Origin of the sequence: Micromonospora sp. WMMD708, from assembly GCF_049315245.1 — a bacterium.
GTDB classification, from domain to species: Bacteria; Actinomycetota; Actinomycetes; order Mycobacteriales; family Micromonosporaceae; genus Micromonospora; species Micromonospora wenchangensis.
The window spans coordinates 2,011,366-2,036,590 of sequence record NZ_CP186060.1 but is presented as its reverse complement, the minus strand read 5'-3'; the positions used below and the strand labels follow the sequence as shown (position 1 = coordinate 2,036,590).

Sequence of the window (25,225 nt, the reverse complement as noted above, 5' to 3'; positions counted from 1 at the left end):
GCGATCATGACGAGCGGCGACCAGGTCGCTCCGCTGCGGCGTACCGGTGAGGCCCAGCGGGCGACGTTCCTGGAACTCTTCTTCGACCTGGTGTACGTCTTCGCGCTCACCCGCATCTCGTTCCGCGCCTTCGAGGACCTGGCCCTGGAGCCGGGGGGCGCCACCGGGTGGTCACCGGTCACCGGGGGCGGCAAGACCCTGCTGTTGATCTTCGCGCTCTGGGCGGTGTGGCAGGGCACCGCCTGGACGACCAGCCGGTACGACCCGCACCACAGCTGGCTCCAGTTCGTCGTGATCACCGCCCTGGTGTGCAGCATGGTGATGGGGGTCGCGATCCCCCGGGCGTTCACCTCCACCGGGCTGGCCTTCGCGGTGGCGTACGTGGCGGCACAGGTGTCCCGCCCGGGTCTGCTGCTGCTGGCCCTCGGCAGCCACGAGTACCGGCGGCTCAAGCTGCGCATGCTGATCATCTTCGCGGCGACCGGGGTGCTCTGGCTGACCGGCGCGCTGCTGCCCACCAACGCCCGGGTGGTGCTCTGGGCGGTGGCGCTGGTGGTGGAGTACCTGGCCGCCAGGTTCGGGTGGCCGGTGCCGGGGCTGGGCCGGTCGAGGGCGAGCCGCTGGGACGTGGCCGGGGAGCACCTGGCCGAGCGGTACCAGCAGTTCTTCCTGATCGCGTTGGGCGAGACGATCCTGGTGGGCGGGCTGGCGTACAGCACGGGTCCGTTCGACCCGGCCCGGACCGGGGCGTTCGCGGTGGCGCTGGTGACCTCGGTGCTGCTGTGGCGGATCTACGTGCAGCGGGCCGGGCAGGTGCTCGCCCAGGCGGTGGTGCGGTCCCGGCACCCGTCGGACACCGGCCGCTCGGCGGCGGACACCCACCTGGCGATGGTGGTGGGGCTGGTCGGTACGGCGATCGGGTACGAGCTGACCATCGAGCACCCGCTCACCTCCCCCGAGGCGGCGTGGGTGGTGCTGGTGGTGGGCAGCCCGGTGCTCTTCCTGCTCGCCCGCGCCCGCTTCGAGTACGAGGTCTTCGGCCGGGTGTCGCCGTCGCGGTGGCTCGCGGCGGTGCTGCTGGTCGTGCTCTTCCCGCTGCTGCTGCACGTGGTGCCGCTGGTCTCCGCCACGGTGGCCGCGCTGGTGCTCGGCGGGGTCGCGGCGGCCGACGCCCGCCGGGCCCGGGGCCGCCCCCCGGAACCCCCCGCCCCACCCCTGTAACCACCCACCCCACCCACCCCCACCCGCCCAGCGGTCTGGCCCCGGTGATCAAGAAGTTTGCGTCACGTTGATGATCGGAACTGACGCGAACCTCTTGATCACCGGGGCACAGTCACGGAGGCACAGCAGCGCGGGGCACAGCAGCGCGGGGGTGGGTCAGGTGGGGGTGGTGAGGGACAGGTGGGGCCAGGGTTGCGCCGTGACGATCCGCTGTTCGGCGGCGGTGAGCGGGGCCCGGCCGGTGGTCTTACGGACCAGGGTGAGACGGTCCCAGCCGAGCCCGTCCGGCACCGGTCGTCCCCCGGTGACCAGGTCGGCGATCACCCGCGCGGCGGCGGGGGTGAGCCACGGCCCGCGGTCCAGCGCCACCGCCAGGTCCAGCCCGTGCACGCCGACCTCCACCACGCGGGTCACCAGGAACTCGTGCACCGTCATCGGGTCACCGTGGCGGGTGCGGACGACCCGGTCGGCGGGCTTCGTCCGCACCGCCTCGTCGGTCGCCCGCCAGGCGGCGGTGAAGGCCGCCGCGGTCGCCACCGCTTCCGTGGACCCGGTCGGGGTGGTGGGACCGCGGGCCGCCCGCCGGGCGTCGGCGATCCGGTCGGCGTCGACCTGCGGGGTGAACTTCGCCGGGCCGAAGTAGCCGGCGGCGTCCACCTCGGCGCGCGGTGGCGCGGGCGCGGCGAGCATGTCGACCAGGCGTCCGGCACCCGTGCGGACGTGGGCGACGAGGTCCCGGACCGCCCAGGGCGGGCACGGGGTGGGCCGGTCCAGGTCCGCGTCGGTCAGCGTGGCCAGGACCACGGCCAGCCGGGCACACTCGACTCGGAACGCCGTACCGGCCAGCGACGTCACGGTCGGGAGGTCCTCAGCCCTTCCAGCGGGGCACCAGGCGGTGCACGGACAGCAGCACCAGCGCCGCCACCACCCCCATGGTGCCGGCGATCCCGGCGGCGCTGCCGGCGTACCCGATGAACAGGGTGCGACGGGTCAGCTCGTCCACCGGCGTCTGCTGCTGGTCGAGCAGGCCGGACAGGGCCAGCCCGCAGCCGAGGACGGCCAGCAGGCCACCGATACCGAGCACACTGGCGGCCACCTTGTGGGCGTCATCGGGGGCGACCTGCGCCTGCTCGTGCTGGAACACCAGCAGCAGCAGGCCGGCCAGCGCCGCCCAGACCCCGACGACCAGGAAGGCGGCGACCGCGTCGCTGGGCCGGTGCCAGCCGGCGGAGAGGGTGGCCACCCCGGCGACGGCGGCGTACGCGGTGCCGAGGAACGCCCCGAGCACGCGCACCTTGGCGGGCAGCACCAGGATCAGCGCCAGCGCCACCGAGGCGGCGATGGTGGTGTGTCCACTGGGCAGGCTGTTGCCGACCGCGTCGCGTTGCGGGTCGATGCCGAGCGCGGGCCGGTCGATGACGTACTTGAGCACCTGGGTGGTGACGTTCGCCCCGGCGATCAGCAGGGTGGCCGAGATGGCGAGCGCCTTGCGGCCCCGGATCAGGGCGATGAAGAAGATCACCACCATGGCCGCCAGCAGGGAGACCACCGACATGGCGTTGAGGATCCGGTTGACCAGACCGTCGATGCGGTCCTGGCCGATCCGGTTGCCGGTCAACGCGACGGTGTCGAGCCACTGCCCGGTCCCGGTGTGCACGGCGAACTTCCACACCAGCAGGAAGGCCGCCGTCTGGGCCAACGCCAGCACGACCAACCAGACCGCGGTCCAACCCCTTGCCGTCGCACGCACCCGCACACCGTAGCGGCACGCGCGGCACGTCGCGCGTGGGCCCACCGGGACGGTCCGGATACCTTGACACGGGACCACGGGAGGTGACGGTGACCGGCACACCAGGACACGGACGACCGCCGGCGGGGAACCCGCCGACACCCCACGGGCCGGCCCCGCAGCCACCGGCCGGGCGACCGGCCGACGCCCCGCCACCGGCCCCTGCCCTGCCGCAGGCAGACGCGCAGCCGGCCGACGCCGTGCCGCCGGCCGGGCAACCGGCCGACGCGCCGCCCGTGGGGCCGGGGCCGACGGCAGGGCAGGGGCCGGCGGGGACGCCGGAGCAGGTGGAGTCGTTGGCCGGTCTGCTCGGTGGGCGCGGTGGCGCGATCGACGCGACCCTGCCGCCGGTGGCGTTCACCGTCGGCTGGCTGGTGACCGGACGGTCGGTCGTCGGCGGGGTGGCGGTGGCGGTGCTGGCCGGCACGGCGGTGGCGCTGTGGCGGTGGCGGCGCGGGGACCGCCCCCGGGCGGTGCTGATCGGGCTGCTGGCCGTGTGCCTGGCCGCCGTGGTGGCGCTGCGCACCGGCCGGGCGGCCGACTTCTTCGCGGTACAGGTCTTCTCGAACCTCGCCAGCGCGCTGGTCTGGATGGTGAGCATCGTGGTACGCCGGCCGCTGCTCGGCGTGGTCGTCGGGGCGGCGCTGCGGCAGCGGGGGCGGTGGCGGCGCGACCCGGCGCTGTTGCGGGCGTACGGGCGGGGCAGTTGGGTGTGGGCGGCCACCTACGTGCTGCGGGTGGCGGTGTTCCTGCCGCTGTGGCTGGGCGGGCAGGTGGTCGCGTTGACCGTGGCCCGGGTGGCGTTGACCTGGCCGCTGGTGGCGGCGGCGCTGACGGTGAGCTGGGTGGTGATCCGCCGGTCGCTGCCGGCCGGTCATCCGGGGCTGCGGCACCCGGTGCAACCCGGGTGAGCCGGGACCGCCCGTTGCCGACGTGGGGCGCGGGGCGCCGGGGGCACAGACGTTGAAGGAGAGGCCGCCACGGGGGGAGCGGCCTCTCCGATCAACACGGTACTCCGTCATAGGGCGTCGCGTTATCCCGCGCGCGCTCTTTTTTCACCGCTTTCCCGCCGGGGCGGGAAGGGGGTATGGCGGGGTGGGCCGGCCGCTCCGCTGCGTCGGCCGGACGGTCGACCCACCCCCGGCCTGACCGTGGGAATCAGGCCGCCCGCCGACCGGGCTGTCCGCTCCCCCGGGCCCGGTCGGCCTCCGGGTGGGTGGCGCCGCGCCACCCACCCGGCAGGGTCAACTCACCCGTTCGGGAAGAGCATCCCGTAGTCCGCGTACGCCATGGCGATGTCGGACTGGGCCCAGAACCGGTGGTAGTTGAAGGTCGGCTCGGGGCCGCCCTTGAGGTACGCGTCGACCTTCGGCCAGTCCGGGTCGTTCTTGTAGAACGACCGGATGTCCAGGAAGCTCTTGCCGGCGGCGATGGTGTCACCGTTGGGCATCTTCCCGGTCCAGCCCGGCGGCACGTAGAGGCCCTGGCCGTCGGCGGCGTTGTAGACGTCGTCGAACCGCTTGTAGTCGCCGCGGGTCTCGGTCGTCGACACACCCTTGCTGTCGCTGGCCGCCGAGAGCGCGTCCAGCAGACCCTTGGCGGTGGTCTTCGCCTGCGTGTTGCCGGACTTGGCCGCGTACGCGATCAGGGTCCGGGCGAGGGAGCCGGTGACGCCGACGTCCTGGCCCGTGGAGCTGACCTCGACGTGCAGGCCGGTGTTGGACGCCGGGCTGCTCGGGTTCCAGTTGGCGGGCTGGCCCGTCCACTTCAGCTCGGACGGAACCGCCCAGTTGGTGCCCAGCTTGGTGTTGGCGATCGCCCACGGCACCCACTTGTCGAGCAGCGCCTTGGCCTTGGTGTTGCCGGTCTCCAGGTACAGCTCGGCGATGCGCTGCATCGACCAGACCTGCATACCGAACCACTGGTTCGACGGCGGGTCGTTGTAGACCGGGTCGACGTCGTAGTACATGCCGTAGAAGGTGGCGGTGCCGGCCGGCGGCTGGGCGTAGCTACCGTCCCAGCTGTTGGTGGCGCCACCGGCGATGCCGCCCTCGGCGGACTGGAGCCAGGTGTAGAACTCCAGCTGCCGGTCGAGGCTCTTCTGCCAGTCCGCGACCGCGGTCGGGGACTTCGGCTTGAGCTCGTTGATGTTGGTCATCGCCCAGGCCGCGAACGGGTTCTGGTAGCCGAAGTGGCTGTGGCTGGAACCGATCCGCCAGGACCAGCCGGCGCTGGCGTCGTACGCGCCACCCCAGGCGTAGTACCAGGACAGCAGGTAGTGCGCCGAGTCCTTGCCGGTGCCGGCGGGGCAGGTGCTGGCCCCGACGCAGTTGCCGATCTTCTTGAAGTACTTGTCGTACATCGCGTACCGCAGGTAGTCGCCCATCTTGGCGGCCTTGGCCACGGTGGCGGCGACGTCGGCCTGCTTGCCCTGCGCCTTGGCCCAGGTCAGCGCCCAGTACGCGGCCTGCACGGCGCGGGCGTCGGCGTCCGGGGCGTTGGTGTACTTCCACTGCTTGGCCGGGGCACCCGAGTCCTTGACGAACAGGTCGAGGTAGCCGTACTGGCCGCCGTGCTTGAAGGTGTCGCAGGACGGCTGCGGGATGGTCTCCCACACCGACTCCTGCGTGCCGCGCTGGAAGGTGTTGATGTACGCCGGCTTGGTGGTGCCGTCACCGCAGCGGCCGAAGCCGTAGGTGTTGTCGACGTCCATCAGCCAGTGCATGCCGTAGATGTCGCCGGTGCCGTAGGTGGACTGCAGCTCCGAGCGCAGCGGGTCCTGGCCGACCGGGACGCTGGCGTTCAGCGCCGACGGGTACTGGCTGGGCAGGTTGTACTCGGCGGCGTACTGCGGGGTGCCGGCGACGCCCGCGGTGGGCTGGTCGGCGTGCGACGGGATGATGTACTTCTCCATCACCGTCCAGGCGTTGTTGAACGGCGCCCAGTTCTGGGTCACCCGGCCGTAGTAGGCCTCCAGCCACAGCCAGTAGCTGAACGCCTCGGAGGTGGTCTCGTGGCCGTGGTCGGGGGCCTCGACGATCAGCGTCTCGATCGAGTGGTACGGCACACCCTCGGGGCTGAAGTAGCCCGAGTTCTTGATCTTGCCGTACTGGTCGAGGAACTTCGCCACGTAGGCGTTGTCGCCACCGGGAGTGTCGTTGTCGATCTCGGTGGCGGTGACCACCACCGAGGAGACCCCGGTGCCGGCCGCGGTGATGGTGGCGGTGCCACCGGCGGTGTCGGCGTCCTCCGCCGCGGCGACCGTGACGGTGGCCCCGGTGCTCCAGTTGCTCGGGGTCAGCGTGACGGTGGCCGGCGAGACCGTGATGTCGGTGTCACCGGCACGGGTGATGGTGACCGGCACGTTGCCCGAGGGCGCGGCGCTGAGCTTGAGGTTGAAGGTGCTGCTGCCACCCTCGTTGACGCTCACCGCGGAGGGCGTGGCGACCAGCGCCGGGCCGGTGGCGGGGCTGACGGTGAACGACTTCTCCGACACGCCGATGCCGTTGGCGTTGTCGTACGCCTTGGCCTGGACCGTGTAGCTGCCGGCCGGCAGCGAGGTCAGCGTGTACGCGTACGGCGCGGAGGTGTCGGTGTTGACCAGCAGGCCGTTGCGGTAGAACTCGACCTTGCTGATCGTCCCGTCCGGGTCGCTGGCGGTGGCGGTCAGCGGCACGTCGGCCGGGGCCGTGAACGGACCGGTGGGCACGCCGAGGGTGACCGTCGGCGGCTGGTTGGCCGGGGTGCCGTTGCACGGGGTGCCGTTGAGGGTGAACGACGTCGGCTTCGGGTTGCTGCCCGAGTAGGAGCCGTTGAACCCGATGGTGGTGGAGCCCCCGGTCCCGATGTTGCCGTTGTAGGACTCGTTGGTCGCGGTGACCTCGCTGCCGCTCTGGCTCCACTTCGCCGACCAGCCCTGGGTGACCCGCTGGCTGCTGTTCGGGAAGGTCCACTTGAGCGACCAGCTGCTGAGCGCGTCGCCCAGGTTCTTGATGGTGACGTTCGCGGTGAAGCCGCTGCCCCAGTCGTTGGTGGCGTAGACCACGTCGCAGGCCGGCGCGGCCTGGGCCGCGCTGGCCGGCAGGCCCACCCCGCCGATGGCGAGTGCGGTGGCGGCGAGCATCGCCGTGCGGCGACGTCTTGCCATGAGTCTCATGTGCGCGGTGTCTCCTCGGACCGGGCCGGGGCTGCGGGCCCCGGCGGGGGGCACCTCCACGCGCTGCTACAGGGGTGCGCGGGGGGACGGAGGTGCCGGGATGGTGGTCGGTCCGGCCGGTGGGCCGGGGCAGGGACGGGGTACGGCTCAGGCCGTCGTGCCGTTCCTTCGGGTGCCGTCCGGGAGACCCGGATGCCCTCGGCGACCCATCACTCGCGCGTGTCTGGCTCCGCTGCGTTGATTCGACAGTGTGCCATGGAAGCGCTCCCACGACAACTACCTCTGTCGAAACGCAGGTCGATGTTTCGATCTCGTTTAGGGGCTTTCACAAAGCCGTGACGGGCGTTACAGTCGCAGCATCGCCGATGGGAGCGCTTCCATCGACGGAGATGCAACAAGTGAAGGTCACAACCGTGGTCGCCCGACCACGGGGTTCAGCCCGAACGGCTGACGACGGGCCAGCCCGGACACCGTCGCCAGCCACACCCCACCATCACGGAGGGAGGTGGAACCAGAGCCACTCGCGTGGCCCGGCTCCCGCGCGACACGCACGGCCGGACGCCAATTCGAGCGTGCGTGTGTGCAACACAGGTGGGGACGGGGGTTGCCCTCCCCCGTCCCCACACTAAACCCCCGTACTCGACGGGAAAAGAGGCCGACGGGTCAGGCGTGCGCGCCGCCCGGCCGGCCTCGATCGCTATCTGCCCCTCGACAGATCGGCCGACCGTCCCTCGACGGCGCCCGTCACACTCGCCATTCCCCATCCCGGCCGCCCACGCGCGGCCCTCTAGGCTGGCGGTCCGCCCCGAGGCGGCCGGGCCGTCGTACGCCCGCGCTGGGAGCGCTCCCGGCCGTCGGGGTGGCCCGCACCCTGAGGAGAAACATCCATGTCGATACTCACCCGGCGACGCCTGCTGCGCCGCGCCGCGCTCTCCGCCACCGCCACCGCCGGCGCCGGGCTCTCCGCCGCCGCCGGCACCGGCCTGGCCGCGGCCACCGGCGTGCTGGCCGCCGGCTGCGACGCGCCGAAGGGTGGCGACCCGACCGCCGACCCCACCGCGGAACGGGTGCGTTTCCCCCACGACTTCGGCTGGGGCGCCGCCACCTCGGCGTACCAGATCGAGGGCGCCGCCAAGGAGGACGGCCGGGGCGAATCGGTCTGGGACACCTTCAGCCACACCCCCGGCCGCACCCGCAACGGCGACACCGGGGACGTGGCCGCCGACCACTACCACCGCTGGGCCGACGACCTCGATCTCATGCGCGACCTCGGGCTGCGCAGCTACCGGTTCTCCATCTCCTGGCCCCGGATCCAGGCCGACGGCACCGGCAAGCCCAACCAGCGCGGGCTCGACTTCTACAAGCGGATCATCGGCGGCCTGCACGAACGCGGCATCGCCCCGATGGTCACCCTGTTCCACTGGGACCTGCCGCAGGCGTTGCAGGACGACGGCGGCTGGGAGAACCGGGACACCGCCCACCGGTTCGCCGACTACGCCGACGCGGTCTTCCGGGGCATCGGCGACCAGGTGCCGGTGTGGTTGACCATCAACGAGCCGAAGACCGTGGTGCAGAACGGCTACCTCTGGGGCCACCACGCCCCCGGCCGGCAGGACGCCGACGCCGCCTACCTCGTCGCCCACCACCTCCAGCTCGCCCACGGCCTCGCCGTGCGCGCCCTGCGGGCCACCGGCTTCGACACCCGGATCGGCCCGGCGCTGAACCTGCACCCGTGCTACCCGGCCGACGACAGCCCGGCCGCCGCCGCGGCCGCGAAGCTGCACGACGGGTACGAGAACCGGCTCTACCTGGACTCCATCCTCACCGGCGCCTACCCGGCCGACGTGCTGGCCGACCTCGGCCCGGACAGCCGGATGGCCAAGGGCGTCCGCGACGGCGACCTGGCGACCATCGCCAGCCCGGTCGACCTGCTCGCCGTGCAGTACTACACCCCGCTCTACCTGACCGGCAACGGCAACACCGTCACCCGCTGGCCCACCAGCGAGGCGGACTGGCAGCAGATCTACCCCCAGGGCATGTACGACATCCTGACCCGGGTCACCCGCGACTACGGGCCGGTCCCGATCACCGTCACCGAGAACGGTCTGCCCTGCCCGGACACGCTCGGCCCGGACGGCACCGTCGACGACGCCGGCCGGATCGCCTTCCTGCGCGACCACCTCACCGCCGCCCACCGGGCCATCGCCGACGGCGTGCCGCTGGAGAGCTACCACGTCTGGTCGCTGCTCGACAACTTCGAGTGGGCCGAGGGCTACGACCAGCGCTGGGGACTGGTCTACGTGGACTACCCGACCCAGCGGCGCATCCCGAAGCGCAGCGCCCACTGGTACCGCCAGGTCATCCGGGACAACGGCCTGTAGGCCGACGCAGGGACCGGAGCAGCACCGGCACGGCCGGACCGCGTGGGGGCGGTCCGGCCCGGCAGCCGGCCTGAGGCCCGTCAGCGGGGCAACGCCTGCTGGAGTTCCGCACGCAGCGCCGGGGTCAGCATCTCGCCGGCCTGCTTGGCCAGCCGCGCCATCTCGTAGCCCACCACGCCGATGTCCGCGTCCGCACCGGCCAGGGTGGCCAGGATCGACCCGTCCCGGATCTGCATCACCAGGAAGTAGCCCCGGCCCATCTCGACCACGGTCTGCTTGACCACGTCCCCGTCGAACATCTGGGCCGCGCCCGCGGTGATGCTCATCAGCCCCGACGTCACGGCGGCCAGCTTGTCCGCGTGGTCGCGGGGCAACTGCGCCGAGATCGCCACCAGCAGACCGTCCGAGGAGACCACCACCGCGTGCGCCACCCCGGGCACCCGCTCGGCGAACGCGTTGACCAACCAGTTCAGGTCACGCGCCTCCTGGCTCAGTGTCATCACTGTCGTCCTCCTTCGCTGCGCGCACCCGGCGGCAAGATTAACTCGGTGGTCTCCTCAGCCTCGGCACGGCGCACGCCGCTGTAGAGCCGGGACAGCATCCCGCCCACCGCCTCCGGGTCCGGGTCCTCGCGGACCCGGGCCGACGGCGGCCGGGCCGGCTCGGTCACCGAGGTCAGCTGGGCCATCGGCACCCGCACCGGCAACCCCCTTTCGTTGGTGCCGCCGGTGACCGGCACCAGCGGCGGCGCCGGGGTACCCCCGCCCAGGGTGGCCGGCGACGACGGGGCCGGACCCTGCCGCGACCACCAGCCGCCGTCGGCCGCGGGGGTCGGCGTCCGCACGTCCGCGACCCGGGCCGGGAGCTGGTCCGGCGGCGACGGAACCGGGCGACGGCCCGCCACCGGCAGCTCCGCCGGGGCGACCCCGCCGGGGCCGGGCCACTGCGCCGGACGCGAGGGTGGCCCGACCGGACCGGACGGCGACCCCACGGCCGGACGGGCCGGCAGGCCGGCGGGGGCGACCGGGGCCAACGCCCTCGACCCGGCGGACGCGTTCGGCGCTGACCCGTCCAGCTCCGGCGCCGGGGCGAGCAGGGCCGCCGGCAGCGTCAACCTGGCCACCAGCCCCTGCCCCTGCGCGGCCAGCCGCACGCCGACGCCGTGCCGGGCGGCCAGGTGGCTGACCACGAAGTGACCCATCCGCTCGATTGCTGCCACGTCGGCCACCGGCGGCTCCGCCAACACCGCGTTGGCCTGCGCCAACGCGGTCGGGCTCATGCCGAGGCCGGCGTCGGCGATGTCCACCACCGCACCACCGTCCTCGGCCCGCGCGGTCACCCGGACCACGGTGTCCGGCCGGGAGAAGGCGGTCGCGTTCTCCAGCAGCTCCGCCACCAGGTGCACCAGCTCCCCGACGGCGTGCCCCACCACGTACAGGTCGGCCACCGACTCGTGGCGGACCCGCTGGTACTGCTCGATCTCGGCGCTGGCCGCGAGCAGCACCGCACCCAACCGCACCGGCTTGTTCCACCGGCGGGTCGACTCGGTGCCGGCGAGCACCAACAGGCTCTCGTCGTTACGGCGCATCCGGGCAGCCAGGTGGTCCAGCTTGAACAGGTTCTCCAACTGGTCCGGGTCGGCCTCCTCCCGTTCCAGGTCGTCCAGCAGCTCCAGTTGCCGTTCCACCAGCACCTGGCTGCGCCGGGCCAGGTTGACGAACATCGCGTTGACCGTCCGGCGGGTCTCCGCCTGCTCCACCGCGACGCTGACCGCGCTGCGGTGCACCGCCACGAACGCCTCGGCCAGCTCGCCGATCTCGTCCAGCGAGCGGACCACGGCCGGCGGCACGTCGATCGCCGGCACCCCGCCGTCGACCGCGCGCAGCCGTTTCAGGGCGTCCGGCAACTCCACCTGGGCGATCCGCAACGCCTGGTCCCGCAGCCGCTGCATCGAGTTCGCGATCGACCGGCCGACCAGGACGGCCAGCAGCACCGCCAGGGCCAGCACCACCACGATGCCGCCCAGCACCAGCAGGGTGGTGCGCAGCTGGGCGCCGCTGACCTCGTCGGCCCGGGCCACCGCGTCGTCGAGCACCCGGTCCTCCAGCTGCCGCAGCAGCTCCTGCCGCTGCTCGCTGGCCGTCCACCACTGGTTGGCGGGCAGTACCGCGGGCAGGGCGGTGCCGCCGGTGCTGATGCTCCTCTCCTCCAGCCGGGTGGCGTCCACGAACGCCGGCGTCCGCGAGATCCGGTCGTACGCCTGGATCTGGTCGGTCGTCGCGGCCACCCGGAACGCGCCCAGCGCGGCGAGCTGCTGCGCCCGCAGGTCGGCGAGGTTGACCTGGTCCTCCAGGCCGTACCGGCCGGCCCGGGAGGCGGCGTACAACTGGCCCCTGATCCGGGCGGACAGCTCCTTGACCCGGGCCAGCTGCACGTAGCGCAGCACCGCGTCGGTCAACTCCGGACGGTCCGGCCCCGGGTTCGGCTCGGCGAGCAGGCCGAGCAACGCCTCCACCGCCCGGTGGTAGTTGCCCAGGATGGTGTCGCTGCCCAGCACCGCCGGCGGCACCGCCGAGCGGATGTAGACCACCTGGTCGTACGCCTCCACCGCCTCGGCGTAGGCGACCTGCCAGGCGGCGTCGGAGTCGGCCAGCGGCCCGGCCGCCTCGCGTAACGCCCCGAAGGCCGTGTCGGTGGCCGCGTGCAGCGGCCGGAGCGCGACGAGCGCCGCGTCGCGGTCGGCGGCGCTGCCCGCCCGTCTCAGCGCGGCCAGCTCACCGGCGGTACGGTCGCGTTCCTGCTGGAGCCGGTCGACGGCCGTGGTGATCTGCTGCCCGATGCCGACCTGCCGGGCGAAGTCGTTGAGCGCCGTGGTGCGTCCCACCAGCCCCGCGGTCTGCACCCCGGCCAGCACCAGGAACGCCACCGACGGGATGACCAGGACGGTGGCGAGTTTGGTGCGCATCCGCCAGTCCCGCAGCCGCAACGGCGAGCGCCGCCGGTGCGGTACGACCCGCTCGTCGAACCGGTTCCGACCCGGCGACTCCGCGCTCGGTGTCGGGTCGGGACCTGCGTCCACGTCTCGCCTCCTCGGTCCCCGTCCCCACGACGGGGGGCCGGGTCCATCCAACCAGGCCAGACGCCCATGTCAACGCCTCGACGGCGCATCCGACCGGGCGGAGGTGCCTGCCGCGGCGGCCGAGGTCGGCGAGGGGTCCTCCTCCGTACGGCCGGTGCCGGCGAGCCGGTCCGCGTCGGGCACCCGACCCAGCGCGACCAGCGCGGCCCCGGTGGCCCCGATCTCCCGCTCGGCGCGGTGCCGGACCGGCCGCGGCGCGAGCGCGGCGGCGAACGCCGTACGCCACCACGCGGAGGCGGTCACCGCTCCCCCGCCGAGCACCACCTCGACGGGTGCGTCGACACCGGACTCCAGCACGGCGAGGTCGTCGGCGACCATCCGGCACAGCCCGGTCATCAGCCCGGCGAGGATGTCCACCCCGGTGCTGGAGAAGCTGAGCCCGCGCAGCTCACCCGAGCCGGCCGGGGCCAGGCCGGGGGGCCGGTCCCCGCCGAGGCGGGGGTTGGCCGGCAGCACGCCGTCCGGTGCGATCCGGGCCAGCGCGGCGTCGAGATCCGGCCCCTGCGGCAGCCGCAGCTCCCGGTCGGCCCAGGCGAACAGGTTCCCGCCGCAGGAGTAGGCCGCCCCGGTCACCACGTACTCGTGGTCCACCCGGTACCGCCACAGGGAGGCCGGCAGGGGTGGCAACGACGACCCGGCCGGAACCCGCTGGACCAGGCGTACCGCGGCCGAGGTGCCGACCGTGACCGCCGCCCGGCGGGGGTCGACGCAGCCCGAGCCGACGTTGGAGGCGGCCCCGTCGCCGACCGGGGCGGCCCAGCGCGCCCCGGCGAGCTGCGGCCACCGACGGGCGTGCTCGGCCCGCAGCCGGCCCTGCCAGTCCATCGGGGCCAGCTGCGGCAGCTCACCCGGCCGGACCCCGGCCACCGCGACGGCCTCGTCGTCCCAGGCCAGCCGGCTCAGGTCGAGCAGGCCGGTGCCGGAGGCCATGGACACCGACATGGGCGCGTCGTCGAGCAGCCGGCCGAGGACGTACTCGACCAGGCCGGCGAACCGGGTCACCCCGGCCGTGGCATCCCGCAGCCAGGGCAGCCGCACCGACCAGTAGCAGCGGTGCCACCACGCCCCGGTCCGCGCGTGGAAGTCCTCCGGGTCGGCCGGGCCGGACACCCCCGGCGGCGGCGCGGCCCGGGTGTCCAACCAGGTCAGCACCGGGCCGAGCGGGTCACCGGAGCGGTCCAGGGGCAGCACCGAGTGCCACTGCGCGCAGACCGCGACCAGGCCGACGTCGCGCAGGTGACCGGCGGCGGCCAGCTCGTCGAGACACTCGGTGAGGCCGGCGAGGTAGCCGTCGGGGTCCAGGGTGCCGGTGCCGTCCCCGGCGACGGTCAGCTGCACCCGGCGGCGGGCCAACGCTCCCGGCAGCGGATCGGCGTCGGCGTCGAGCACCAGGCCGCGGACCGAGGAGGTGCCCAGGTCGAGAGCGAGAATGTTCATCGCGGGTCACGCTACCCGGCGGCGCGGACGGGAACGCCCTTCCCTGCCGCCCGTCCGCCGCCTAGGGTGTCGGTATGCCCGCGCACCTGACCTGCTGGTGGCCCGCCGACCCGGCGGCCATCCCCCGCGCGTAGCTATCACGCGGCCGCCCACGAGGCGGCCGCCGGTCCTCCCCCGGCACCCGGGGCCGCCCGACGACGAGGCGACCCGACCCGGAGGAGAAACCCGATGAACCACCTCTACGACCTGCTCGCCGCCGTCGCCGACGGCGTCGACCCGGGCCCGTTCGCCCTGCTGCGCCGCGACGGCGTCGACCACGTCGACCTGTTCACCGGTCCGGTCGACGTCGCCGACCGGCTCGCCGACCTGCCGCTGCCCGAGGGCGCTGCCGGCCCCCGCACGCTGGCGCTGGTGCCGTACCGGCAGATCGCCGAACGGGGCTTCGCCTGCGTGGACGACGGCGTCCCGATGGAGTACCTGACCGTCACCGGGCACGCCACGCTGCCCCTGGCCGACCTGCTCGCCGCCCTGCCGGCCGGGCCGGTGGTCTGCGCCGACGCCGCATTCGACGTCGACGACGACGGGTACGCCCGGATCGTCGACCGGGTGCTCGCCGAGGAGATCGGTCGGGGGGCGGGGGCGAACTTCGTCATCCACCGCACCCTGCACGCCACCGTGCAGGGTGCCCCGTTGGGTGCCGCGCTGGCGGCGCTGGGCCGGTTGCTGCGCGACGAGCGGGGCGCGTACTGGACGTTCCTGGTGCACACCGGCACCCGGACGCTTGTCGGCGCGAGCCCGGAACGGCACGTCAGCGTCGACGACGGGCTGGTCATGATGAACCCGATCAGCGGCACCTTCCGGCACACCGGGGCCACCGCCGGGCGGGACGCGCTGCTGCGGTTCCTGCACGACCCGAAGGAGGTAGAGGAGCTGTACATGGTCCTCGACGAGGAGCTGAAGATGATGGCCGGCGTCGCCGAGCACGGTGGGCAGGTCGTCGGGCCGTACCTCAAGGAGATGGCGCACCTGGCGCACACCGAGTACCTGCTGGCCGGCCGGGGCACCCGCGACGTCCGGGAGGTGCTGCGGGAGACCATGTTCGCCCCCACGGTTACCGGCAGCCCGATGCAGAACGCTTGCCGGGTGATCGCCCGGCACGAACGGACCGGCCGGCGCTACTACTCGGGGGTGCTGGCGCTGCTGGGCCGCGACGCCGAGGGCCGGCAGACGTTGGACGCGCCCATCCTGATCCGGACCGCCGAGATCTCCCCCACCGGACGGCTGCGGGTGCCCGTCGGGGCCACCCTGGTCCGGCACTCCACCGCCGCCGGCGAGGTCGCCGAGACGCACGCCAAGGCCGCCGGGGTGCTCGCCGCGCTGGGGCTGGGCCCGCAGGCGTCGACCGGAGGGCCGTACCCGCCGGTGCGGTGGGCCGACGACCCCGAGGTACGGGCGGTGCTCGCCGCCCGCAACGCCCCGCTGGCCCGGTTCTGGCTCGACCAGCGCGCACCCGGCGCGACGGTGCTGCCCGGGGCGGCCGGCCGGCGGGCGCTGGTGGTCGACGGCGAGGACACCTTCACCGGGATGCTCGCCCACCAGCTGCGTGCCCTGGGCCTGACGGTGGACGTGCGGCCCTGGCACGCCCCCGGCTGCGACGCCGGGTACGACCTGGTGGTGGTCGGCCCCGGACCGGGCGACCCGGGCGCGGTCGACGACCCGAAGATGGCCGCCCTGCGCACGCTGCTGACCGGGCGGCTCGACGCCGGGGCGCCCACCCTGGCGGTGTGCCTGGGGCATCAGCTGCTCAGCGGGCTGCTGGGGTTGCCACTGCACCGCCGCGCCGCGCCCTACCAGGGCCTGCAACGGGAGGTGTCGCTGTTCGGGGTGCCGCGCCGGGTGGGCTTCTACTCGACCTTCACGGCGCGGGCGGACACCGATCGGATCGGGTCGCCGTACGGGCCGGTGGAGCTGGCCCGGGACCCGGCCGACGGGTCGGTGCACGCGCTGCGCGGGGCGGCCTTCGCCGGGGTGCAGTTCCACCCGGAGTCGGTGCTCAGCCGGGACGGTCTGGCGGTGCTGGCCGAGCTGCTGGGGCAGTTGCTGGCCCGACCGGCGCTGACGGCCGGTGGCGGGCCGGTGGGCGGGTAGCGGCGGGCCACCGGTGGGCCGGGTGGGCTCCCGCCCACCCGGCCCACCGGGCGACTCAGCCGGCGAGGCCGCGCTTGACGGCGGCGCCGATACGGACCGCCCGCTTGGCGGTCAGCGCGGTGGCCGCGAGCGCCACGTGGTCCGGGGCGACCTCGCCGTTGTTGCTGGTGTGCGAGGCGCCGTACGGGTTGCCGGCGACGAACTGGCTCGGATCGGTGTAGCCGGGGGTGACCACCACGCCACCCCAGTGGTAGAAGACCGTGAACAGCGACAGCAGGGTCGCCTCCTGGCCGCCGTGCGCGGTGGCGGTGGAGGTGAAGCCGCTGTAGACCTTGTCGGCCAGCGCGCCGTTGGCCCACAGCGGCCCGGTGGTGTCGATGAACTGCTTGAGCTGGGCGGCGATCATGCCGTACCGGGTGGGGGAACCGAAGATGACCACGTCGGCCCAGGCCAGGTCGTCGATCTCGGCCTCCATCACGTCCTGGGTCTCCAGGCGGTGCGCCTGCCAGCCCGCGTTGGAGCGGATCGCCTCGTCGGGCGCCAGCTCCCGTACCTTGCGCAGGCGCACCTCGGCCCCCGCCTCGCCGGCGGCCTCGACCGCCGCCTGCGCCATCTGGTAGGTGATCCCGGTCGCGCTGTAGTAGATGACCGCTACCTTGACCTGGCCGTCCATCGTCTGTGTCCTCCTCGGTTCGGGTCAGCTCCGGCGACTACCCGGTGCTTGCCGGGTCAAACGTCCACCCGCGGCATGATCCGGACATGCGGCTGCGCACCGCGACACCGACCAGGAGGGTCGGCCCGCCCCGCCGGGTGACCGAGGGGTCCCCGCGGCTCAAGATTTGCGCAAGTTCCAGCTGAGAATGCTCCCACGGGGACCGGGAGGCGGATGCTGGTGGGCACGGATGCCGGGGGGGGGTAGCGGGCCACCACCGGTGGCCCGGGGGGACCTGCACGGGGGATCGCGCTCCGCCGGTTCGGCGACCGGCGTAGCGCGGTCAGGGTGTCCGCCCGGTGTCGGTACCTGCTCCTATGCTGACCGGCGTGGTGGAGCTGACCGGCGACGAGGCGTTGACGTTGCGGATGACCGCACTTGCCCTGCGGGAGCATCCGGCCGGCCGCCCGTCGGGGGTCGCCGGTGTGGTGGAGTGGTTCGGGGCGATGCAGGCCCAGGACGCGGCGAGCGGCCTGTGGTCACTGGGGCTGCGGCTGCCCGGCCGCTCGGAGGCCGACATGCGGGCCGCCCTGGAACGCCGCGAGGCGCTGCGCACCTGGCCGATGCGCGGCACCGTGCACCTCGTGCCCGGTCGGGACGCCCGCTGGATGCTCGACCTCACCGGCGTACGGGCGCTGGCCGGGGCAGCGGCCCGGCGGGCCACGCTCGGACTGACGGAGGCCGAGGCCGACCGGGCCACCGACGTGCTCGGCGCGGCGCTGGCCGGCGGCGGTCGGCTGACCCGCGCGCAGTGCCTGGCCACCCTCGCCGCCGCCGGGGTCGACGTCTCCGGCCAACGCGGCTACCACCTGCTCTGGTATGCCAGCCAGCGGGGCGTCACCTGCATCGCCCCGCACGTGGGCACCGAGCAGACCTTCGCGCTGCTCGACGAGTGGGTGCCCGACCCGCACCGACCCGAACGGGACGAGGCGCTGGGCATCCTGGCCGGGCGGTACTTCCGCAGCCACGGGCCGACGACCCGGCGCGACTTCACCGGGTGGACGGGGCTGACCGCCGCCGACACGAAACGGGCCGTCGCGGTCGCCACCGACGCCGGGACGCTCACCACCGTCCGGGTCGACGGGGTGGAGGCGCATCTCGACCCGGCGCTGCTGGACGCGCCCCGGCTGCCGGTGGACGACGTGCACGTGCTGCCCGGCTTCGACGAGTACCTGCTCGGCTTCAAGGACCGCGCACTGATGGTCGATCCCGCGCACCTGAAGGCGGTGATCCCCGGTGGCAACGGCGTCTTCCAGTCCACGGTGGTGCGCGGCGGCCGGGTGGTGGGCATCTGGAAGCGCCGCCTCTCGCGGACCAGGGTCACCGTGACGGTGCAGCCGCTGGTCCCGCTGGATGCGCCGACCCGGCAACGGGTCGGGGCGGCGCTGGAGGCTTACGCCCGCTTCCTCGGCCTGCCGCTGCACCTCACCTGGTAGGTCCGCACCGCCCGCTCCCCGGGCCACCGGCGCTGCCGGCCCGGCGGCGCTGCCGGCCCGGCGCGTCGCTGGTCCCCCGGTCCCGACATCCTGAACGGCCTGCCGCAGACGGCGGTGCCCGCATCCGGCTGCACGCCACCCCCCGGGGCGGGTGACGGTGGGTCACAGGCGGGCACCATGCGCCAGCAGCGGCTCTATGACCGAGAGTGACCGTCGGTCATCCGCCGCCGTCCGGCCCAGCACCCCACGGAACATGCGAACTAGACCTTTGAGCTGGGATTTTGTCGCAACACCTCGCCGACCGCCACCAACCCCTCGCGGAGACTTTGCTCTGCTGCCCTCGACGCGACACTCACGACAAGTAGCTGTCGCGTCGAGGGCAGCAGAGCAAAGCGTCTGGAGGTGATGTGGTGCGCCCGGGCGTCACGTCACTGTCCGTGTCGATGGGCACGGGTGGGTAACGGGCTGACGGGCGGGCGACGAGACACGAGGGTGGGCCGGGTCCCGTGGCACGGGCGGGAGGCCGGACAGCTGAGAGGCACCGGGGCAGCGGGCGGCGCGGAGCAGCGGAGCAGCAGGGCAGCGCGGAGCAGCGGAGCAGCGGGCCACCTGGGCAGCAGAGCAGTAGGTCCGCAGAGCAGGGTCCGGGGGATCGGTGGGCGCACGCCGCCGGGGGCCGGCCGAGCGTGCGGCCACCGATCCGGGGTGAGGGGGTGGATCAGTCGCCGAGCGCGCCGGCCGAGCGGCCCTCGTGCAGGGTCAGGTTCCGGCCGGTCGACGGGTCGAACAGGTGGATCTTCTCCAGGTTGAACCAGATCCGCCGGTCCTCGCCCTCCTGCACCGGCGACTCGGCCGACAGCCGGGTCACCAGGTTGCCGCCACCGCCGCTGAAGTCGGCCCCGGCGTCGGCGGCCAACTCCTCCAGCTCGGCGGCGCTGGCCCGCTGCCCCTCGACGGTGAAGTAGACGTACTTGTCGGAGCCCATCGACTCGACGATCTCGGCGGGAGCGGTGAACTCCATGCCCCGGGCCCGCGCCTCGTCGTCGATCAGCTCGGCGTCCTCGAAGTGCTCGGGGCGGATGCCCAGGATCAGCTCCCGGGGCGCGTCGGCCCCCTCCAGCTCGCGGCGGATCCGGTCGCCGATCGGCACGTCACCCAGGGCGGTACGCAGCTTCCCCTCCTCCACGGCGGCGTGCAGGAAGTTCATCGACGGTGAGCCGATGAACCCGGCGACGAACAGGTTGCGGGGGTGGTCGTACAGCTCCTGGGGCGGGCCGACCTGCTGGATCGCGCCACCCCGCATGATGACCACGCGGTCGCCGAGGGTCATCGCCTCGGTCTGGTCGTGGGTCACGTAGACGGTGGTGGTGCCGAGCTTCTTCTGCAGCCGGGACACCACCGTGCGCATCTGCACCCGGAGCTTGGCGTCCAGGTTGGACAACGGCTCGTCCATCAGGAACGCCTTGGGTTGCCGCACGATGGCCCGGCCCATCGCCACCCGCTGCCGCTGCCCGCCGGAGAGGTTGGCCGGCTTGCGGTCCAGCAGCGGGGTCAGCTCCAGCACCTTCGCCGCCTCCCCGACCTTGGCGGTGATGGTCTCCTTGTCGAGCTTGGCCAGCCGCAGCGGGAAGGCCATGTTCTCCCGGACGGTCATGTTCGGGTAGAGCGCGTACGACTGGAACACCATCGCGATGTCCCGGTCGCGGGGCGCCTTGTCGTTGACCCGTTCCCCGCCGATGCGCAGCTCCCCGGAGCTGATGTCCTCCAGCCCGGCGATCATGTTGAGGGTGGTGGACTTCCCGCAGCCGGACGGGCCGACCAGGATGACGAACTCGCCGTCGGCGATCTCCAGGTCGACGTCCTGCACCGCGACGGTGCCGTCGGGGAAGCTCTTGCTCACCTTGTCCAGCACGATGTCAGCCATTGTTGTCACCTATCCCTTGACGGCGCCGGAGGTCAGACCGGAGACGATGCGGCGCTGGAAGAAGAGCACGAACAGGATGATCGGAATGGTGATCACCACGGCGGCGGCGCAGATCGCCCCGGTGGGGTCCTCGAACTGCGACTCGCCGGTGAAGAACGACAGCGCCACCGGCACCGTCCGGGCCCGCTCGGTGGAGGTGAGCGTGATGGCGAACAGGAAGTCGTTCCAGCAGAAGATGAAGACCAGGATCGCCGTGGTGAACAGCCCCGGGGCGGCCAGCGGGGCGATCACCCGGCGGAACGCCTGGCCCTGGGTCGCGCCGTCCATCTTCGCCGCCTTCTCCAGGTCCCACGGGATCTGCTTGAAGAACGCCGACAGCGTGTAGATCGCCAGCGGCAGCGCGAAGGTGATGTACGGCAGGATCAGCCCCGGCCAGGTGTCGAAGAGGCCGAGTTGCCGTTCGATCTCGAACAGCGGCGACACCAGCGACACCTGCGGGAACATCGCGATCAGCAGGGACACCCCGACCAGCAGGCGCTTGCCGGGGAAGTCCAGCCGGCTGATCGCGTACGCGGCCATCGCGCCGAGCACCACCGCGATGAGCGTGGCGATCAGGGCGATGCCGATCGAGTTGATCAGGGCGCGGACGAACTGGTCGGTGTCGAAGATGCTCCGGTAGTTGTCCAGCGTCCACTCCCGGGGCCAGAACTTGCCGTCGGTGAGGGTGGCCGGGGTCTTGAACGACAGGGAGGCGATCCAGAGCACCGGGACCAGGGCGAACACGACGACGATGACGTCGATCAGGCCCCAGCGCAGCTTCGCCCGGGTGGTGGTGTCGGCCATGTCAGCGCCTCTCCCCGTCGTCGCTGCCCGGGGCAGCGGTGCCGAACAGCTTCACGAAGACGAACGCGATGATCGCCACCGTGATGAAGATCAGCACGGACATCGTGGAGCCGATGCCGAGGTTGAGCCCCCGGATCAGGTTGTTGTAGGCGAGCATCGACACCGACGAGGTCTCGTTGCCGCCGTTGGTGAGCACGAAGATGTTGTCGAAGACCCGGAACGCGTCCAGGGTGCGGAACAGCAGCGCGACGAGGATGGCCGGCTTCATCACCGGCAGCATCACCTTGGTGAACCGCTGCCACGCCGTCGCCCCGTCGGTGGAGGCCGCCTTGAGCAGGTCTTCGGGGACCAGCGCCAGCCCGGCCATCAGCAGCAGGGCCATGAACGGGGTGGTCTTCCAGATCTCGGCCAGCATGATGATCGCCAGCGAGCTGGCCCGCTCGGTCAGCGGGGCGCTGCCGTCGAACAGGTTGGCCAGGTAGCCGGTGCCGGGCGTCCAGGCGTACCGCCAGGAGAACGCGGCGACGACCGTGACGATGCCGTACGGGATCAGCGCGGCGGTCCGCACGATGCCCCGGCCGACCAGGGTGCGGTGCATGACCAGGGCCAGCCCCATGCCGAGCACCAACTCCACCGCGACGGTGACCACCGTGATCAGCATGGTCACCCCGAACGCGGTCCACCAGAACTCGTTGGTCAGCACGGTGACGTAGTTCTCCAGCCCGATGAACTCGCGCTGGTCGGGAAAGCGCAGGTCGAAGCGCTGCAACGACAGCCAGACCGAATAGATGATCGGGTACGCGGTGACCAGCACCATGACCAGCGCGGCCGGGGCGCAGAGCAGCCAGCCCAGCTTCCGTTCGGCCTTCTTGTTCTCGCTCAGCGGGGCACGCCGACTCACGGCAGGACCCCCTTGGACTGGAGCGCGTCGGAGATCGCCTTACGCAGTTCCTTGGCCGTCTGTTCCGGCCGGATCGCCGACGGCGGCGACAGGATCGCCGACATCACCGTGGAGATGCTCTGGTACGCGGGGGTCAGCGGCCGGACCGCCGGCTCCTTCAACTCCTCCAGGATGGTCTCCTTCATCGGGTACGCCTCGTCCATCTCCGGGTCGTCGTAGACCGCCTCGATGGTCGGGGGCACCCCGTCGTTGATCGCGGAGAACTTCTGGTTCTTGGCGTCCCGGAGGCACTTCGCCGCCTCGAAGGACTCCGTCGGGTGCTTGGAGTAGGCGCTGACCGCCATGTTGACCCCGCCGATGGTGACCTTGCTGGGGGTGTTCGCGTCGACGCCGGGCACCCGGGCCCACTTGACCTTCTTGGCCAGCTCCGGGTCGGCCTCCTGCAACGCCGGGTAGACGAACGGCCAGTTGACCTGGAACGCGCCGTTGCCCGACTGGAAGTCCAGCCGGACCGGATCCTCGGTGGAGTTGCTGAACGACGGCGACGTCACGCCCGACGTGGCGAACCGCTGGAGCTGGTCGAGGGCCTTCACCGTGCCCTCGTCCATCACGGCCTTCTTGCCGTCGTCGCTGAGGATCTTGCCGCCGGCGCTCTCGGCCAGGGTGTTGTAGAGCACCACCAGGCCCTCGTACTGCGCACCCATGGTGAGCACCTGGTACGGCTTGCCCTGCCCCTTGAGGTCCTTGGCGACGGTGATCATGTCGTCCCAGCTCTTCGGGGCTTCGGGAACCAGGTCACTGCGGTACCAGAGCAGTTGCACGTTGGTGTTCTTCGGCGCGCCGTAGAGCTTGTCCTCGTAGCGGGCGGTGTCCAGCGGGCCGGCGAGGGTGCCCTGTTCGACCTCGCTCTTGTCCTGCCCGGTCCACTCGCGGATCCATTTGGCGCTGGCGAACTCCTGGGTCCAGGTGACGTCGAGGCCGAGCACGTCCATCCCGCTGTCCTCGGCGGCCAGCCGGCGCACGAGCTGCACCCGCTGGTCGTCGGCCTGCCGGGGCAGCACCCGGTAGGCGATCTTGTAGCGCCCCTCGGCGCGGGTGTTGCAGTCGTCGACGACCTTCTGCAGGTTCTGCTCGGGCGGGTAGTACAGGTTGATCGTGGGCGTACCACCGCCACCGTCGTCGGCGCCGCACGCGGCCAGCGGCGCGACCAGCGCCAGCGCGGCGGCGGCCGCCCCGGCCCGGAGCGCCGGCCGACGCCGGTGTCGGGCCGTTCCGGGATCCGTCATCGCCCCTCCCCTCTCTTCGGCGAAAACCGGGGAGGTCACCCGTGCCCCGGTGCACGGCAAGCCGCTACCGGGCCGGTGAAGTGCGGAAACACGCCGCCCCGGGCCGTTCCGTGGGCCTACACTGCCCGACCTGCGAAGTCGTGAAACCTGTCGGTAACCGGAGTCGGGCCGGGTGTGGCCGGGCCCGACGCAGGCGTGTCACCGGCGTCCGGGTCATGCCCGTGCGGGCGGTTTCAGCGCCGGACCCTGGCCCAGGACAGGAAACGTTCGGTCATCCGGGCCGGCGGGTGCCCGGGGTGCAGTTGGGCGAGCTGGTTGGTCGCCTCGTGCATCAGGGTGCCGAGGTAGACCAGCAGCCCGGTGCGGTCCCGGCGGTACTCGGTGAGCAGGGCGAGCTTGGCCGGCTGGCAGGGCCACTCCCGGCCACAGTTGCGGCACCGCCACAGCGGGCGCATCGCGACGTGCGGGACCGGCGGTCGGACCACCATCACCGCCACCTCCTCGAATCGTGGGCGCGGTCGGCCCCGGCCGTCGCGGCCCGGGGCCGACCGCATCGACCTGGGACTGGAAGGGGCCGCTCCCGCACGGGGGGTGTCGGGAGCGGCCCCGGGCAGGGCCCGCTGCCGCCCTCCCCGGCTGCCAGCGGGCCCGCCACCGGTGACAGTCTGCTGACCGGACCACTACTGTCGATACACGCTCACGCCATCTGCGCAGCTCAGCAGGGTGGGTGAGCGACCACGAGCGACCCGCCGGTCCACGGTGGGCAGGAACCGGGGGTGTGATGGGGACGGCTACCGACTACGTGTTGGAGGAGTTGCGCCTGTTCCGGGCGTCACTCGCACTCAGCCAGGAGGATTTCGGTAAGGGCATCGGCTACTCGGGGTCGCACGTCAGCTCGGTGGAGACCGGCGGCCGGGCGCCCACGAAGGAGTTCATGAAGGCCGTCGACGGCCACCACGACACCGGCGGGCGTTTCCTGCGGATGCTGGACCGGTTGGGCCGGCTCGACGCCGAGCCCGCCTGGCTGCGGGAGTGGATCGAGTTCGAACGGGAGGCGACCACGCTGCGCTGGTTCGAGGTGGCGTACGTGCCGGGCCTGTTGCAGACCGAGCGGTACGCCCGCGCGACGCTGGCCGGCGGCCGGTTCGCCCCGGACGACGTCGACCGGATCGTGGCGTCCCGGCTCGAACGGCAGGCGATCCTGCGGCGGGAACGCCCACCACAGCTCATCTGCGTGATCGACGAGACGGTGCTGCGCCGGCCGGTGCTCGACCAGCCGGGGCTGATGATCGAGCAGTGCGAGCACCTGGCCCGGTTGACCGCCGAGGAGCACATCCAGGTGCACATCGTGCCGACCGACGCCGGCATGTACCTGGGGCTGGCCGGGCAGTTCATCATCGCCGAGATGCCCGACGGCGAGCGGGTCGCCCATGCGGACAACCAGCTCACCGCGCAGATCGTCGATACGCCTACCGATGTCGCTACGCTGGCCAGAACGTGGGAGATCGTGCGGAACGAGGCGCTCCCCCGCCGGCAGTCAATCGAGCTGATCGAGGAAGTGGCGAAGTCATGGACATGATGACCCCGCAGTGGCGGAAGTCGACCAGGTCCGGCGGCAACGGCGGATCGTGCGTCGAGGTCGCCGACAATCTGCCCGACCGGGTGCTGGTGCGCGACACCAAGGACCGCGAGGGCGGCACCCTCCACTTCGACCGTACGGCCTGGACCGCGTTCGTCGGCTACGCCAAGCGGCACTGACCCGGCCGGCCGACCGGGCTCCCCCGCACCGCCGGGAGCCTGGTCGGCCCCGGCTCGCCCCGATCCTGGTCGCCCGCCCCGGCCGGCAAGATCG

Annotated in this window: 19 protein-coding genes; 7 read left to right on the top strand and 12 right to left on the bottom strand. The window is 72.7% G+C overall.

Annotation, left to right across the window (positions count from 1 at the left end; genetic code table 11):
* Nucleotides 1-6 precede the first annotated feature (6 nt).
* The gene (locus ACN260_RS09225; RefSeq protein ID WP_422755543.1) at nt 7-1,221 is read left to right on the top strand and encodes a low temperature requirement protein A; all 1,215 of its coding nucleotides are present in this window, start codon (nt 7-9) and stop codon (nt 1,219-1,221) included.
* Nucleotides 1,222-1,377: 156 nt separating this feature from the next.
* Here the strand turns inward: ACN260_RS09225 and ACN260_RS09220 are convergent, their stop codons facing one another.
* Together ACN260_RS09220 and ACN260_RS09215 are read right to left on the bottom strand one after the other, a co-directional pair.
* Complete coding sequence (locus ACN260_RS09220; protein WP_422755542.1) at nt 1,378-2,076, bottom strand: maleylpyruvate isomerase N-terminal domain-containing protein; 699 nt, start codon at nt 2,074-2,076, stop codon at nt 1,378-1,380.
* A gap of 13 nt (nt 2,077-2,089) precedes the next feature.
* On the bottom strand, nt 2,090-2,977 hold the full coding sequence (locus tag ACN260_RS09215; RefSeq protein WP_422755541.1) for a phosphatase PAP2 family protein: 888 nt from the start codon (nt 2,975-2,977) through the stop codon (nt 2,090-2,092).
* 320 nt (nt 2,978-3,297) lie between these two features.
* On the opposite strand from ACN260_RS09215, the gene ACN260_RS09210 reads away from it, so the two are divergent.
* Entirely contained in the window at nt 3,298-3,921 is a 624-nt protein-coding gene (locus tag ACN260_RS09210; RefSeq protein ID WP_422756671.1) for a DUF3159 domain-containing protein, read from the top strand.
* Between the two features lie 338 nt (nt 3,922-4,259).
* On the opposite strand, the gene ACN260_RS09205 is transcribed toward ACN260_RS09210, so the two are convergent.
* Entirely contained in the window at nt 4,260-7,157 is a 2,898-nt protein-coding gene (locus tag ACN260_RS09205) for a glycoside hydrolase family 48 protein (RefSeq protein ID WP_422756670.1), read from the bottom strand.
* Between the two features lie 896 nt (nt 7,158-8,053).
* On the opposite strand from ACN260_RS09205, the gene ACN260_RS09200 reads away from it, so the two are divergent.
* On the top strand, nt 8,054-9,547 hold the full coding sequence (locus tag ACN260_RS09200; protein WP_422755540.1) for a GH1 family beta-glucosidase: 1,494 nt from the start codon (nt 8,054-8,056) through the stop codon (nt 9,545-9,547).
* 80 nt (nt 9,548-9,627) lie between these two features.
* Here ACN260_RS09200 and ACN260_RS09195 read toward each other — a convergent pair whose 3' ends face one another.
* From ACN260_RS09195 to ACN260_RS09185, 3 genes are all read right to left on the bottom strand, one after another.
* A complete protein-coding gene (locus ACN260_RS09195) occupies nt 9,628-10,041 on the bottom strand; it encodes a roadblock/LC7 domain-containing protein (protein WP_204926246.1) in 414 nt (137 codons plus the stop codon).
* Between the two features lie 5 nt (nt 10,042-10,046).
* Nucleotides 10,047-12,626: a nitrate- and nitrite sensing domain-containing protein gene (locus tag ACN260_RS09190; RefSeq protein ID WP_422755539.1), complete on the bottom strand. Its 2,580-nt coding sequence runs from the start codon at nt 12,624-12,626 to the stop codon at nt 10,047-10,049.
* 69 nt (nt 12,627-12,695) lie between these two features.
* A complete protein-coding gene (locus ACN260_RS09185; RefSeq protein WP_422755538.1) occupies nt 12,696-14,123 on the bottom strand; it encodes an FGGY family carbohydrate kinase in 1,428 nt (475 codons plus the stop codon).
* 228 nt (nt 14,124-14,351) lie between these two features.
* Between ACN260_RS09185 and ACN260_RS09180 the strand changes: the two genes are divergently transcribed.
* Nucleotides 14,352-16,271, top strand: coding sequence for an anthranilate synthase family protein (locus ACN260_RS09180; RefSeq protein WP_422755537.1), 1,920 nt, complete (start codon nt 14,352-14,354; stop codon nt 16,269-16,271).
* 55 nt (nt 16,272-16,326) lie between these two features.
* On the opposite strand, the gene wrbA is transcribed toward ACN260_RS09180, so the two are convergent.
* The gene (wrbA, locus tag ACN260_RS09175) at nt 16,327-16,944 is read right to left on the bottom strand and encodes an NAD(P)H:quinone oxidoreductase (protein ID WP_422755536.1); all 618 of its coding nucleotides are present in this window, start codon (nt 16,942-16,944) and stop codon (nt 16,327-16,329) included.
* A 356-nt stretch (nt 16,945-17,300) separates the two neighbouring features.
* Between wrbA and ACN260_RS09170 the strand changes: the two genes are divergently transcribed.
* Nucleotides 17,301-18,419 carry a winged helix DNA-binding domain-containing protein gene (locus tag ACN260_RS09170; RefSeq protein ID WP_422755535.1) on the top strand — a complete coding sequence of 373 codons (1,119 nt, stop codon included), beginning with the start codon at nt 17,301-17,303 and terminating at the stop codon, nt 18,417-18,419.
* A 718-nt stretch (nt 18,420-19,137) separates the two neighbouring features.
* Here ACN260_RS09170 and ACN260_RS09165 read toward each other — a convergent pair.
* From ACN260_RS09165 to ACN260_RS09145, 5 genes are all read right to left on the bottom strand, one after another.
* Entirely contained in the window at nt 19,138-20,343 is a 1,206-nt protein-coding gene (locus tag ACN260_RS09165) for an ABC transporter ATP-binding protein (protein ID WP_422755534.1), read from the bottom strand.
* Nucleotides 20,344-20,352: 9 nt separating this feature from the next.
* Complete coding sequence (locus ACN260_RS09160) at nt 20,353-21,186, bottom strand: carbohydrate ABC transporter permease (protein WP_420117168.1); 834 nt, start codon at nt 21,184-21,186, stop codon at nt 20,353-20,355.
* A gap of 1 nt (nt 21,187) precedes the next feature.
* Entirely contained in the window at nt 21,188-22,087 is a 900-nt protein-coding gene (locus tag ACN260_RS09155) for a carbohydrate ABC transporter permease (protein WP_088647563.1), read from the bottom strand.
* Nucleotides 22,084-23,373, bottom strand: a complete 1,290-nt coding sequence (locus ACN260_RS09150; protein WP_204926187.1) for an ABC transporter substrate-binding protein — start codon at nt 23,371-23,373, stop codon at nt 22,084-22,086. Before ACN260_RS09150 ends, ACN260_RS09155 begins: the two co-directional genes overlap by 4 nt.
* A 233-nt stretch (nt 23,374-23,606) precedes the next feature.
* Nucleotides 23,607-23,861 (bottom strand): flavin reductase, encoded by a 255-nt coding sequence (locus tag ACN260_RS09145; protein ID WP_204926186.1) that lies wholly within the window; start codon nt 23,859-23,861, stop codon nt 23,607-23,609.
* A 293-nt stretch (nt 23,862-24,154) separates the two neighbouring features.
* Between ACN260_RS09145 and ACN260_RS09140 the strand changes: the two genes are divergently transcribed.
* Both ACN260_RS09140 and ACN260_RS09135 read left to right on the top strand, forming a co-directional pair.
* Entirely contained in the window at nt 24,155-24,952 is a 798-nt protein-coding gene (locus tag ACN260_RS09140; RefSeq protein WP_422755533.1) for a helix-turn-helix domain-containing protein, read from the top strand.
* Nucleotides 24,949-25,131, top strand: coding sequence for a DUF397 domain-containing protein (locus ACN260_RS09135; protein WP_204926244.1), 183 nt, complete (start codon nt 24,949-24,951; stop codon nt 25,129-25,131). The genes ACN260_RS09140 and ACN260_RS09135 overlap by 4 nt, the downstream gene beginning before the upstream one ends.
* Nucleotides 25,132-25,225 lie beyond the last annotated feature (94 nt).

What these genes read in the sequence shown, in the direction of transcription:
- ACN260_RS09225 (WP_422755543.1), top strand. Translation starts at nt 7, where the DNA reads ATGACGAGCGGCGACCAGGTCGCTCCGCTGCGGCGTACCGGTGAGGCC.
- ACN260_RS09205 (WP_422756670.1), bottom strand. Translation starts at nt 7,157, where the DNA reads ATGGCAAGACGTCGCCGCACGGCGATGCTCGCCGCCACCGCACTCGCC.
- ACN260_RS09200 (WP_422755540.1), top strand. Translation starts at nt 8,054, where the DNA reads ATGTCGATACTCACCCGGCGACGCCTGCTGCGCCGCGCCGCGCTCTCC.
- ACN260_RS09185 (WP_422755538.1), bottom strand. Translation starts at nt 14,123, where the DNA reads ATGAACATTCTCGCTCTCGACCTGGGCACCTCCTCGGTCCGCGGCCTG.
- ACN260_RS09180 (WP_422755537.1), top strand. Translation starts at nt 14,352, where the DNA reads ATGAACCACCTCTACGACCTGCTCGCCGCCGTCGCCGACGGCGTCGAC.
- wrbA (WP_422755536.1), bottom strand. Translation starts at nt 16,944, where the DNA reads ATGGACGGCCAGGTCAAGGTAGCGGTCATCTACTACAGCGCGACCGGG.
- ACN260_RS09170 (WP_422755535.1), top strand. Translation starts at nt 17,301, where the DNA reads ATGCTGACCGGCGTGGTGGAGCTGACCGGCGACGAGGCGTTGACGTTG.
- ACN260_RS09165 (WP_422755534.1), bottom strand. Translation starts at nt 20,343, where the DNA reads ATGGCTGACATCGTGCTGGACAAGGTGAGCAAGAGCTTCCCCGACGGC.
- ACN260_RS09160 (WP_420117168.1), bottom strand. Translation starts at nt 21,186, where the DNA reads ATGGCCGACACCACCACCCGGGCGAAGCTGCGCTGGGGCCTGATCGAC.
- ACN260_RS09150 (WP_204926187.1), bottom strand. Translation starts at nt 23,373, where the DNA reads ATGACGGATCCCGGAACGGCCCGACACCGGCGTCGGCCGGCGCTCCGG.
- ACN260_RS09145 (WP_204926186.1), bottom strand. Translation starts at nt 23,861, where the DNA reads ATGGTGGTCCGACCGCCGGTCCCGCACGTCGCGATGCGCCCGCTGTGG.
- ACN260_RS09140 (WP_422755533.1), top strand. Translation starts at nt 24,155, where the DNA reads ATGGGGACGGCTACCGACTACGTGTTGGAGGAGTTGCGCCTGTTCCGG.
- ACN260_RS09135 (WP_204926244.1), top strand. Translation starts at nt 24,949, where the DNA reads ATGATGACCCCGCAGTGGCGGAAGTCGACCAGGTCCGGCGGCAACGGC.